9 protein-coding genes are annotated in these 12,063 nt (G+C 69.5%); 2 read left to right on the top strand and 7 right to left on the bottom strand.

What is annotated here, in order from left to right; all coding sequences use genetic code 11:
- The first annotated feature begins 917 nt into the window (after window positions 1-917).
- The gene (locus AB0M82_RS19790) at window positions 918-1,199 is read left to right on the top strand and encodes a DUF1883 domain-containing protein (protein WP_364723556.1); all 282 of its coding nucleotides are present in this window, start codon (window positions 918-920) and stop codon (window positions 1,197-1,199) included.
- A 21-nt stretch (window positions 1,200-1,220) separates the two neighbouring features.
- On the opposite strand, the gene AB0M82_RS19785 is transcribed toward AB0M82_RS19790, so the two are convergent.
- Window positions 1,221-2,417 (bottom strand): serine hydrolase domain-containing protein, encoded by a 1,197-nt coding sequence (locus AB0M82_RS19785; RefSeq protein WP_364723554.1) that lies wholly within the window; start codon window positions 2,415-2,417, stop codon window positions 1,221-1,223.
- Window positions 2,418-2,584: 167 nt separating this feature from the next.
- Between AB0M82_RS19785 and AB0M82_RS19780 the strand changes: the two genes are divergently transcribed.
- The gene (locus tag AB0M82_RS19780) at window positions 2,585-4,021 is read left to right on the top strand and encodes a GH1 family beta-glucosidase (RefSeq protein ID WP_364723551.1); all 1,437 of its coding nucleotides are present in this window, start codon (window positions 2,585-2,587) and stop codon (window positions 4,019-4,021) included.
- Window positions 4,022-4,176: 155 nt separating this feature from the next.
- On the opposite strand, the gene AB0M82_RS19775 is transcribed toward AB0M82_RS19780, so the two are convergent.
- From AB0M82_RS19775 to AB0M82_RS19750, 6 genes are all read right to left on the bottom strand, one after another.
- Entirely contained in the window at window positions 4,177-6,471 is a 2,295-nt protein-coding gene (locus AB0M82_RS19775) for a cellulase family glycosylhydrolase (protein WP_364723548.1), read from the bottom strand.
- Window positions 6,472-7,018: 547 nt separating this feature from the next.
- Window positions 7,019-7,906, bottom strand: coding sequence for a PmoA family protein (locus AB0M82_RS19770; protein WP_364723546.1), 888 nt, complete (start codon window positions 7,904-7,906; stop codon window positions 7,019-7,021).
- On the bottom strand, window positions 7,903-8,796 hold the full coding sequence (locus AB0M82_RS19765) for a Gfo/Idh/MocA family oxidoreductase (RefSeq protein ID WP_364723543.1): 894 nt from the start codon (window positions 8,794-8,796) through the stop codon (window positions 7,903-7,905). The genes AB0M82_RS19770 and AB0M82_RS19765 overlap by 4 nt, the downstream gene beginning before the upstream one ends.
- Before the next feature lie 124 nt (window positions 8,797-8,920).
- Window positions 8,921-10,225 (bottom strand): sugar ABC transporter substrate-binding protein, encoded by a 1,305-nt coding sequence (locus AB0M82_RS19760; RefSeq protein ID WP_364723540.1) that lies wholly within the window; start codon window positions 10,223-10,225, stop codon window positions 8,921-8,923.
- 21 nt (window positions 10,226-10,246) lie between these two features.
- Window positions 10,247-11,086, bottom strand: a complete 840-nt coding sequence (locus AB0M82_RS19755) for a carbohydrate ABC transporter permease (RefSeq protein WP_364723537.1) — start codon at window positions 11,084-11,086, stop codon at window positions 10,247-10,249.
- Window positions 11,076-11,999 (bottom strand): sugar ABC transporter permease, encoded by a 924-nt coding sequence (locus tag AB0M82_RS19750; RefSeq protein ID WP_364723534.1) that lies wholly within the window; start codon window positions 11,997-11,999, stop codon window positions 11,076-11,078. The genes AB0M82_RS19755 and AB0M82_RS19750 overlap by 11 nt, the downstream gene beginning before the upstream one ends.
- Window positions 12,000-12,063 lie beyond the last annotated feature (64 nt).

The raw sequence follows: 12,063 nt of genomic DNA, 5'->3' as shown, positions 1-12,063 counted from the left end.
CCGAAAAATTTACTCCCAATGAGACGTTTGGTTTACCGAAAGCTTCCTGACCTGCGGTTATTACCACCCGTGTCGGCGAGACAGGTCGCCCACGGTACCCACGCACCAGAAATTCACACGGCGGCGAACCACAATCAACGACAGTTCTTTACCTGGTCACGATCACCCGGTTGGCCTGTAACACAAGCGACCGGGGCGTTATCCGCAGGAGATCAAAGGAAAAACGCGCCGACCCGGCGGCACACCGGCCGGCCGGGCAAACCGCGCGACCGGGATTCGAACGCGGATCGAATGGGACGTCCCGGCGCATCGGTGATTTTTTTACCACGGAACGGCCGGGCGTTCACGGCGCGGCGCGGACCGCCACACGATCACAGCTCGTGGGTCGCGCCGGCGCGAGCACGCCGGCCGCCGAGCCCAGCGGCCGCGCCGCCCCGCAGAGTCGCCATCCAGTAGGTCAGCTCCGCGGACAGCTCGGCGGACGCCGCCATCGCCCGCAGGTGCTCGGCCCACTCGCGCCACCGGGTGACGCATCGAACGCCACATTGGTTGCGTTGGACGCACCGAACGCCCTAGGCCGGGCAGTTAGCTGCGGCAGCGAGCTGCCAAGCTGCCCGATTGGCCCGATTGGCCCGGTTTCAGGTGCTCGCCCAAGGCCGTGAATGGCACATTGAGGGACATAGAGTCCCTCAATGAGCCATTCACGGCCTTCCGTTGACCGCTTGCGCGGCAGAGGAACCCTTAACTACCCGGCGGCAGGCTGAACGTTAATCACTTGCCCATTCCGGGAAACGGCTTGTTCGCACCCCTGCCCGACTTCCGTAACGGCATCGCCCGCGTAGCCGACTGACACCCCACAGGCCAGATCAAGAAGCGGCGGCGGCCTGACGCTTTCGAAGACGTGCCAAGGGGAAAGTATGCAGTCACAGGCTTTCGACCTGGGGAGTGTGCGCAAGAATGCCGTCGTGACCGTCCTGCTCCAAGCCACGGCGAACGTAAGACTGATGACACAGAAGAACTTTCAAGCATACAAAAGCCGGAAGTTTTACAGAATGCTGGGCGGTGTCGCCATCGCACCGATTTTCAAGATAACAGTTCCGGCGAACGGGCACTGGATACTGGTCATCGACGTCGACGGGCTGAATGCACCATTGCTGCGAACCCGTTTCTATATCGAAGACGATCCGCCGGGGTCGTGAGTGAGAAACCGCGAGCGCCGGTCACCGGACCTGAGCCAGCTGGGGAATCGCCGCCTGGACACGGGCGGCGCGGGCCGGGGCGTCGGGGAGGTCCGGGGTGCAGAACTCCGTCACCATCGCGAGAATCCGGCCGGACATCGCGGCGGGCGGCGCGGTCAGGTCCGGGCTGGACGCGACCGTGATCCGGCGGGTGCCGGTCTCGTCGCTCATGCTCCACGTGCTGTACCCGGGCACGTCCCCGCCGTGTCCCCAGACGACGGGAGCGCCGGGACCGCAGAACGGGGCCAAGGAGAGGCGCATCAGCCCCAGTCCGTAGTCGAGCACGCCGCCCTGGCCGGGCCACGGGACGGTGGTCTTCATCTGCGCCAGCAGGCCGGCCGGCAGCAACTCGCCGCCGAGCAACGCGTGGAAGAAGCGGTTCAGGTCGGCCGCGCTGGAGATGACGTTTCCGGCGCCGATGTAGCGGCTGAGGTTGTACACGGTGACGTCGGTCAGCCCGTGCGGGGCCGGGTACAGCTGCTCGTAGCCGCGGATGGCCGCGTCCGGCACCAGCGGGAAGTCCCGGGGCAGGAAGGTGTCGGCCAGCCGCAGCGGACGGGTGATCCAGTCGGCGAGCACCTGCTCGAACCGACGGCCGGTGAGCTTTTCCACCAGCAGGGCCAGCACGTTGTAGCCGGTGTTGGAGTACGACCAGTCCGAGCCCGGCGGGAACAGGAGCGGCTGCACGGTGCTGTCGTGGATCGCCTCCACCTCGCCGAAGTGCACGAAGCGTTCGGTGTCCAGCTCCTCCGCGGTCGTCCAGGTGTACTGCGGGGCCAGGTCGCGGGGCAGGCCACTGGTGTGCTGCAGCAGCTGGCGGACGGTGATCGGCTCCGGGTAGGGCAGCAGGCCGGGCAGGTACTTCGCGATCGGGTCGTCCAGCCCCAGCCTGCCCTTCGCGGCGAGCTTCAGCACGAGCGTCGCCGTGAACGTCTTGGACACGCTGCCGATGCGGAACCGCCCGCCGGTGTCCGGCTTCGCGCCGGTGGTGACGTCACGGACCCCGGCGCGCCCCCGCCACCGGCCGGCCGGATCCGACGCGATCGCGATCATCCCGACGTTCCCGGCCCGCACGGCGGTGTCCAGCGCGGCCTGACGCGGGTCCGTCGCCCCGGCGGCGGTACCGGCGCCGGCGAGCAGGAGCACGACGCACGTAACGGATGTGACCAGTCGACGCATGATTCCCCCCGGGTGTGCGGTCCCCACGACGGTAACGCAGTCCGGCCGTCGCCGGAGGGGATTTCCGGGCGGCCGTCAGACGGTACCCGTTGGAGGACCGCGGCGCTCGGGGTCGCTTCCGCGCGAACATGAACAAGCCACCATCTTTCCGGACCGGAGGAGTCACGATGCGCGACCTTTCCCGGCGAGACCTGCTGCGCGTGGCCGCCGTGGCCGCCGCCGGTTCCGCGGCCGGCTGCACCGGCCACCCGCCGACGAGCCCCTCCCCCGCACCGGGTACGAGCGGTCCGGTCACCTTTCCCCCCGATTTCGCCTGGGGTGTGGCCACGTCGGCCTACCAGATCGAGGGCGCGGTCGCCGAGGACGGGCGCGGTCCCTCGGTCTGGGACGCCTTCTGCGCGCAGCCGCACCGCATCGCCGACGCGTCGAGTGGTTCTCCGGCCGACGACCACTACCACTGCTACCAGGAGGACCTCGACCTGATGAAGGAGCTGCACATCCGCAGCTACCGCTTCTCGATCTCCTGGCCCCGGATCCTGCCCGACGGCGCCGGAAGCGTGAACACGAAGGGCCTGGACTTCTACCGGAAGCTGCTCGAAGGCCTGCACGCCCGCGGAATCACCCCGATGGCGACCCTGTGGCACTGGGACACGCCGCAGGCGCTGCAGGACCGGGTCGGCGGGTGGGAGTCACGGGAGTGCGCGCAGCGCTTCGCGGACTACGCCGGGATCGTCGGCGAACGGCTCGGCGACCTGGTCCCGGCCTGGCTCACCGTCAACGAACCGAAGACCCAGGTACAGGTCGGCTACCTGAGCGGGGACTTCGCACCGGGCCGGCAGGATCCCGACGCGGCGACCAAGGCGCTGCACCACCTGATGCTGGGCCACGGACTCGCCGTCGCCGCCCTGCGCGCCGCGGCGCCGAAGAGCAAGGTGGGGGCCGCGCTCAACCTGGCCCCGGTGTACCCGGCCGACGACGCGGACGCCACGCACGCGGTCCACGTCCGCGACGTCGCGGAGAACACGGCCTACCTCGACCCGGTGTTCAAGGGCCGGTACCCGGACGGGCTCCACGACGCCGGGTTCCGCCGCCCCGCGCTCGAGTCGGTGCTGCGCGACGGCGACCTCGAGCGGATCAGCGTGCCGATCGATCTGCTCGGGGTGAACTACTACAACCCGGCGTTCGTGCGGGCCGACGGGCGGACGGTGCGCAAGTACCCGGTGGCCTCGCCCGCGAACTGGCTGGAGATCTATCCCCCCGGGCTGTACGACACCCTGCTGCGGTTGCGCCGCGACTACGGCAACCCGCTCACCAGCGTCACCGAGAACGGACGGCCGGACGCGCCGGACACCCCCGGCGACGGGCTGGCCGACCAGGCCCGGATCGACTACCTGCGCGACCATCTCGTCCAGGCCCGGCGGGCGATCGCCGACGGCGCCCGCCTCGGCGGCTACCACGCCTGGTCCCTGCTGGACAACTTCGAGTGGTCCCGTGGCTACACGCAACGCTTCGGCCTGGTCCACGTCGACTACCCGACGCAGAAGCGGACGCCGAAACAGAGCGCACGCTGGTACGCCGACGTCATCGCCCGCGGATCGCTCTGAGGCATGGCCACGCGACCGGGTGTCCGCCGCCCGGAGGACCTGAGGTCCGGGCCGGACGGCGAGCCGTGGCGGCCGCGGCCGGGAGCACCAGCGTGCCCACCTCGGCCACGACCGCCACCGCGGGCGTCGCTGCCCGCGTCTCGGTGCCGCCTCGTTCAGCCGGTCGTGCAGGGGCTTCCGTTGAGCGTGAACGACGTCGGCGCCGGGTTGGCGCCGCTGTAGGTGGCGTTGAACCCGATGCCGGCCGAGGCGTTCGGGCCCAGCGTGCCGTTCCAGCTCAGGTTGGTGGCGGTGACCGCGGCGCCGGACTGGGCGAAGGTGGCGCCCCAGCCGGGCAGGGTCACCCGCTGGCCGCCGGCGAAGGTGAAGGCCAGTGTCCAGCCGTTGACCGTGGCCGTGCCCGTGTTGGTGACGGTGACGTTGGCCGTGAACCCGTTGCCGCCGCCCCAGTTCGACGCGGAATAGGCGACCTTGCACGCGCCGGTGCCACCGCCTGCGCTGGTCGTCGCGGTCGCGGTCCCCGAGACGGCCGAGGTGTTGCCCGCGGCGTCCTTGGCCCGCACCTGGTAGCGGTAGGTGCTGGAGGCGGCGAGGCCGCTGTCGGTGAACGTGGTCGTCGCGGTCGAGCCGACGACGCCGAACGTGCCGCCGCTGGCGCCGGGCGCGCGGAGGACGTCGTAGCCGGTGACGCCGACGTTGTCGGTCGACGCCGTCCAGCTCAGCGTGGCACTGCCGGAAGTCACCGCCGACACGGCCGGGGTGCCGGGCGTCGACGGTGCCTGGGTGTCCACCTGGCCCCCGCCGTAGATGGTGGCTTCCTTCGCGGTCTGCCGGACTCCGTCGGGGCCGTTGAGGAACCGCTCGCCCCACGCGGTGAGACTGGCGGGATTGAAACCGTTCGTCAGGTCGAGGTACGCGACGTCGCTGCTGTTGCCGCTCCAGGACCAGCCGAGGTAACCGAGCCCGCGGGCCTGCGCCTGGGCCATGATCGTGTCCTCGTCCGGGTCGCCGTCGGTGTGCCTGTTCCCGAACTCGCCCACCACCAGCGGCAGCCCGGCCGTCCGGAAGGCGTCGAAGTACGCGTTGATCTCGGCGGCCGTGTCGTAGACGCCGTACATGTGGATGGAGAAGACCGTGTTGTGCTGCGGGTCGGCGCTGAACACCGAGGCCGCGTTGTCCCGCATGATGTTCTGCCAGTCCTGGCCCCACATCGGCGCGTCGGCCATCAGCAGGTGCGTCAGCCCGGCCCCGCGCAACCGGGTGATCGCGTTGCTCGTCGCGCTCGCCCACGTCGCGCTCACCTGCTGGTTGTTGCCGAACGGCTCGTTGCCCAGGTTGATCACGACGTGGTTTTCCTGGCCCTTCAGCGCGTTGGCGACGCTGATCCAGTAACTGGCCGCCTGGTCCAGGCTCGCCGCCGCGCCTTCTTCGCCGTAACCGGTGGTGTCGTGGACTTCCAGCACGCAGATCAGCCGCGACTGCTTGCACAGCGAAATGATGTTCGTGACCTCGGCCGCCGACGTCGGTCCCCAGCGCTGCCCGCTGCCGAGCACGACCCGGACCGTGTTGGCGCCGAAGGACTTGATGTTCGCGAACGAGCTGTTCTGGGCCGGGTACCACACGTACGCGTGGTTGACTCCGCGCATCACGAACGCCGCGCCGTTCGCCTCGACGATCTTGGTGCCGTCGACGTGGAGCCCGGTCGCGGCCGGGGTGTCCGGGCCCAGCGCCGCGACCAGCGCGGGGTACCAGCGGCTCTCCATCTTCCGGATCCCGGTGGTGCCGTTGGGGTGGACGCCGTCGGTGGTGTCCGCCGCGGTGTCGAAGCCGGTCCACTGGTCGACCACGGTGATCGGGGACGCGGCCGTGCTGTGCGCCCGCGCCCAGCCGGGAATGGCGTTGTTCAGCTCGACCACCCGCTGGCCGCACGCGCCGCAGTTGGCCGGGTTCATCGGGATGATCTTGGCGACGACGAGCTTGGTGGCCGGGTTGGCGGCCCGCATCTGGCCCAGCAACGTGGTGTAGGCGTCCAGGATCGTGCTCGCCGGGATGTTGCTCCAGACGTCGTTGGTGCCCAGGTGCATCAGGACGATGTCCGGGCGCGCCGACGACAGCCAGCCGGGCAGCTGGTTGTCCCGCGCGATCCCGGTCGCCAGGAACCCGCCGTGGCCCTCGTTGTCGCCGTCGTAGGCGAAGCCGCACCCCGGGGCGGGCAGGGTGCCGACGAAGTCGACATCGGCGTGCCCGGTCTGCTGAAGGTGCTGCCACAGCAGTGCCCGCCAGCACCCGGGCGAGCCGGTGATCGAGTCACCCAGCGCCATGACCCGCGGGGGCGCGGCGGCACCCGCCGGGGACGACGTCACGACGGCGCAGGCGGCCAAGAGCAAGCCGGCCACGACCGCGCGGAGGTATCGCCGCTTCAGGATTCTGTCCGGCCGGATCCTCTTCACAGGACAGCCTCCCAGGTGGTGGTGACGTCGCCGCGAAGCCGGTCGCGGTGTCGCCGTACAGGCTCCAAGGTCATCGATGACTCCTTGCGTTCACTGGGGAGGTGCGGCTGGTGGCTTGCCGGGATGTCTGCCGAATCCGTTGATCCCCCGCCGAGGAAGCGCTTTCCCACGCGGTCGACCGGGGCGCCGATCGTGAACGTTCAGCCACGGAACTGTTCCGGTAAGGATGGAACCGCACGCCGGACACCGTGGCAAGACCGCTCACCGTCGAATTTCGTGAACGCGCACGGAAGCGGTGACAAATTTCCGACTGCAACTGAACGGTAAGCTCGGCCGGCCGAGTCGTAGGCCGGACGGTCGATGCCCGGCTCATCCGGGAGACCGGCGGCCGACGGTTCGGCCCGCCCGACGAGGAAGCACGCGCCGGACCGCGCGGACTGGCCGGCCGTGGCGCCGAGCCGCAGGGGTTCCGGCGAAGTCGCTTTCCGCCGCATCCGGGCGGCCTCACCACTCGGCCCGGTGCTTGCCGATCCACCCGGCGACGACGTCACCAGGGATGTCGCTCCACATAGGACTCGATGCGCGCGCGGTCCCACGCGCCGTCGGCCACGACGATCCGGTACCGCAGCCGCAAGGTGTCCGCCGGCGCGAGGCCGACCTCGTCGAAGAACGCGAACGACGGGTTCACCGCGGGAATCGGGGTGCTGCGCACGAACCAGCGCGTGCCCTCGTTGCCGGGGTGGTCGATGAAGACCAGGGTGGACGACCGGTCCACTTCGTCGTGGTGCCCGACGTAGGCGAGCCACGAAGCTTCCTTGCCCATCATCTCCGGGCCGCCCTGCCCGTCCGCGGCGATGATCTCCCCGCCGGTGAAGGCCCGCGGCCCGCGCCAGAACAGCCCGGTGTACCCGGCCAGGTCCCGTCCGCTGGTCGTCGGGCTGCCGAAGACGAGCGGCTCGCCCCGCACGTTGGTCAGCTCGGTGGCGAAGCCCAGCGCCCATGACTCGCCGTCGACGTCGTGGACCGTCCAGGTCCGGACCTCGTCCACCCAGTGCGCGCCCGCCTGGGTGAGCCAGGTCAGCTTCTCCGTGAAGCCGGCCCGATCGGGCGCGGCGCCGGCGACGACGAGCCCGTCGTGCCGCATGGTCCCGACGTTCGGCAGTTCCACGTAGCCCCGGTCGCGCACGTAGGTCACGCCACCCCAGAAGTTCTGCCCGGACACGTCCGTGGCGGTCATCTGGATTCCCTTGTGCCACCGGTGATCGTGCGGCCGGTAGCCGGTCACGACGTCGCCGGCCAACGTCCGCAACGGGTGCAGGTACGGCTTCGGGCCCTCGAACGCCGGCACCGCCGGCCGGCACACGTACCGGAACAGCTCCACGTCGCCGGCGCGCACCACCACGACGTCGCCTGCCTCGACGATTTCCGGCGTCACCGGGCCACCTTCGCCCACGGCGCGCCGGTGCCGTCCATCCGGTGGTAGAACGGGTTCTCCGCGGTCATCTGTCCACAGTGGATCGTCTCGCCGGTGAACGCTGACGCGTGGAGCGCGGCGACGAACTCCATGGTGTTCCGCGTGTCCGCGCACGTCACCGGGGGTGGGTCGCCGTGGTCGAGCGCGTCGAGAACCGCCGCGAGCTGCCATTCGTGACTGCTGGGCAAGCCGGGCTCAATCTTGCCCCGCCACGACAGGACGTCCTCGTGCCCCCGCGCCGGGGTCACCGTCCAGTCCGCTTCCGTGTAGCCGTACAGATGCTCCACCTCCACCGTGGCACGCTCGTAGTCGAATCTCAGCGAGGACGTCTCTCTCGGCGAGACCACGGAGTTCACGACCGAGGCCTCCGCTCCGTTCGCGAAGGTCACCAGCGCCATCGACACGTCCTCGGTGCGCACCGCACGGGCCCGCCGCGCCGCCAGCGCGCGAACCTCCCGCCACGGGCCGAGCACGGACAGCAGCAGGTCGAACTGGTGGATGCCGTGACCCATCGTCGGCCCGCCACCCTCGTCGTCCCACGACCCCCGCCACGGCACCGCGTAGCAGTCGTCGTCCCGGTACCAGAGGGTGGCGCAGGTGGCCAGCAGCGGCCTGCCCAGCCGCCCCGCCGTGGTCAACCCGCGCAGCCGGACGGCGGCGGGCCCGAAGCGGTGCTGGAAGACCGTTGCGACCTGGGCGCTCGACCGGCGCTCGGCCGCCACCAGCTCGTCCATCTCCACCAGCGACCGTGCCGCCGGCTTCTCCACCAGCACGGTGACACCGGCGTCCAGGCACTCGATCGCCAGTGGCGCGTGCTGCCGCGGCGGGGTGCACAGGTGCACGAGGTCCACGGTCTCCTCTCCCGGTCGCCGGCCGCGCGCATCGCCGACGCGTGGGCGCTCGCGATCATCCCGGTTCCGACGATGGCGGTGCGGTGGGTCCGCGCCGGCATGGTGTTCCCTTTCTCCGATGGGGTTACCTGGCGGCGTCGACGTCGGCCTGCAGTTCGGTGATCAACGCCTTGGCGGCCTGGTCCGGCGCGGCCCGGTCGAACAACACGTCCTCGGCGTGCCGCTTGATGATCGTCTCGACGGTGCTCGCCCCGTTGGGGGTGACCCGGGGCGGGTCGCTGACGGTGAGCTGGTTCAGGTAGTCGGCCGCCGCCTTGTCGGTCGCCTTGAGGGTGCTGTCGATGACCGTGCGGATCTTCGGGTTGGCCGGGACGCCCCGGTCGGTCGCCAGGATCTTCGCCGCGTCCGGGTCGTTGGCCAGGAAGTCCACCAGCAGCGCGGCTTCCGCGGGGTGCTGGGACCGCGCCGAAACCGACCAGAACATCGACGGCTTGTAGTACGCGGCGTGCGCCTGGGCCTCACCGGGCAGCTTGAGCAGCTTCAGCTTCTGTCCGCTGGCCGCCGTCAGGGCGGTGAGCTGGGTGTTCCAGCAGAAGCCGAACGCGGTGGCGTTGGTGGCCACGGCCGACTGGTTGAGAGTTCCGTTGGCCTTCTCGATGGTGACCGACGGCGGCGGTGCGGCGCCGCCTCGGGCCAGGTCGCGGAGGTAGGTGAAGTAACCGGTGAGGACCTCGGACGGGATGGCGACCTTGCCCTGGTCGTCGAACAGCGACCCACCGGCCTGACGGGCCCGGATCTGCAGGCCGCCGGCGTCACTGAAGCCCGGGGACTGCACGCCCCACACCGAGCCGCCCGCGGCCTTCGACACCTGCTCCCCGACCTTCCTGAGGTCGTCCCACGACCAGGTGTTGTCGTCGGGGAGCGGGATGCCGAACTTGGCCAGCAGATCGGTGTTGGCCACCATCGCGTACGAGCCCAGCCCGACGGGCAACCCGTACTGCTTTCCGTCGATGGCTCCGGTGGCCAGTGCCTTGCCGTCGAAATCGCCGGTGTTCAGCTGCTTCTTCACGGTGTTCAGGTCCAGCAGCGCGCCGCGCTGGGCGTAGGAGGCGAGGTAGAGCTCATCCATCTGGATGACGTCCGGCGCGTCGTTGGCGGCGACGGTGGTGGCCAGGCTGTCCCAGTAGCCGTTCCAGTCCTTGAACTCCCCGCGCACGGTGATGTTCGGGTGCTTCCGCTGGAACTCCTCGATCACCCGCTGGGTCCGCTTGTGCCGGTCGTCGGCGCCCCACCAGGTGAAGCGCAGCGTCACCGGCCCGGCGGACAGTTCGTCGCCCCCACCGGAGCCGGCCGAGCAGGCGACCGGCAGGGACGCGGTCAGCGTCAGCAGAACCGCCCACACCAGGCGGCGGACGTAGCTCGAGCGCATGGCCTTGTTTCCTTTCCGGGGCTACTTGCCCCCGGTCGTGGCGATGCCCCTGACGAGGTAGCGCTGTCCGAAGAGGAACGCCAGGAAGATCGGGAGCAGGGAGAGGACACTCATCGCGAACAGGGAGCCCCACGAGGTCGTCGAAGTGGCGTCGACGAACGAGCGCAGGGCGACGGGAACGGTGTACATCTCGGGATCGGTCAGGTAGATCAGCTGGCTGAAGAAGTCGTTCCAGGTCCAGATGAACGTGAAGATCGTCGTGGTGACCAGCGCCGGCTTCGTCAGCGGCAGGATGATCCGCAGGAAGATCCGGGGGTGGCCGCAGCCGTCGATGCGCGCCGCCTCGTCCAGCTCCCGCGGCAGCCCGCGGATGAACTGCACCATCAGGAAGACGAAGAACGCGTCCGTGGCCAGCGCCTTCGGGACGATCAGCGGCAGGAAGGTGTTCACCCAGCCCAGCTGGGAGAACAGGATGTACTGCGGCACGATGATCACGTGGATCGGCAGCATGATGGTGCCGAGCATGATGGCGAACCACCAGCGCTTGCCGGTGAACTCCAGCCGCGCGAAGGCGTAGGCCGCCATGGAGCACGACACCAGGTTGCCGATGACGCAGCCCAGGACGACGATCGCCGAGTTGACCAGGTAGTGGCCGAACGGCGACGCCAGCGCGGTCCAGCCGTCGGCGTAGTTCTGGATCCGCGGGTGGTCCAGCACCAGGCTGGGGCTGCGGAAGATCTCGTCGTTCGGCCGCAGCGAGCTGACGACCATCCACAGGACCGGGTACAGCATGACCACCGCGAGCAGCACCAAGCCGACGTGCTTGCCGGCGGTCTTCAGGGGCGCGGTCTCAATCGTCATAGAACACCCAGTACTTCGCGGCCCAGAAGTTGATCCCGGTGAACCCGGCGATGATCAGCAGCAGTGACCACGCCAGCGCGGAGGCGTATCCCATGTCGAAGCGCGCGAAACCCTGCTGGTACAGGTAAAGCGTGTAGACCATGGTGGAGTCCGCCGGGCCGCCGGTGCCGCCGGACACCACGAACGCCTGGGTGAACGACTGGAACGCGTGGATCACCTGCAGCACCAGGTTGAAGAAGATGATCGGGGACAGCAGCGGCAGCGTGATCCGCCGGAACCGGGTCCACTTGCCGGCGCCGTCGATGGCCGCGGCTTCGTAGTAGACGGCGGGGATCTGCCGCAGCCCGGCCAGGAAGATGATCATCGGCGCGCCGAACGTCCACACGTTGAGCACGATGAGGGTCGACAGCGCGGAATCCGGATCGGAGATCCATCCTTGCCCGCTGATGCCCACCAGGGCGAGCAAGCGGTTCACCAGCCCCTCGGTGCCGAAGATCTGCCGCCACAGCACGGCGATCGCGACACTCGAGCCGAGCAGCGACGGCAGGTAGAACGCCGACCGGTAGAAGGCCAGCCCGCGCATGCCCCGGTCCAGCAGCATGGCGACGCCGAGCGCGCACGCCAGCTGCAGCGGCACGGACACCAGCACGTAGGTGAAGGTCACGCCCAGCGCGTTGTGCAGCCGCGCGTCGGTGAAGATCCGAGCGAAGTTGCCCAGCCCGGTGAACTGGGGCGGCTGGATCAGGTTGTACTTGGTGAAGCCGAGACCGAGCGACGCCGCGATCGGCCCGGCGGTGATGAACACCAGCCCGGCGAACCACGGCAGCAGGAACCAGAACGCGGCCTTGTTGTCGCGCTTGGAGGACCGCGCGCCGCGCCGGCGCAGCCCTCTGAGTTCGTCGAGGGTGCTCACGCCACCGGCTCTTCACGGAAACTCGGAAAACGCATTCCCGGAGTGTGGCCCGCGCTGTACAACC

Source organism: Amycolatopsis sp. NPDC051128, from assembly GCF_040682715.1.
GTDB lineage: Bacteria > Actinomycetota > Actinomycetes > Mycobacteriales > Pseudonocardiaceae > Amycolatopsis.
This window is presented reverse-complemented; position numbering and strand designations above follow the sequence as displayed.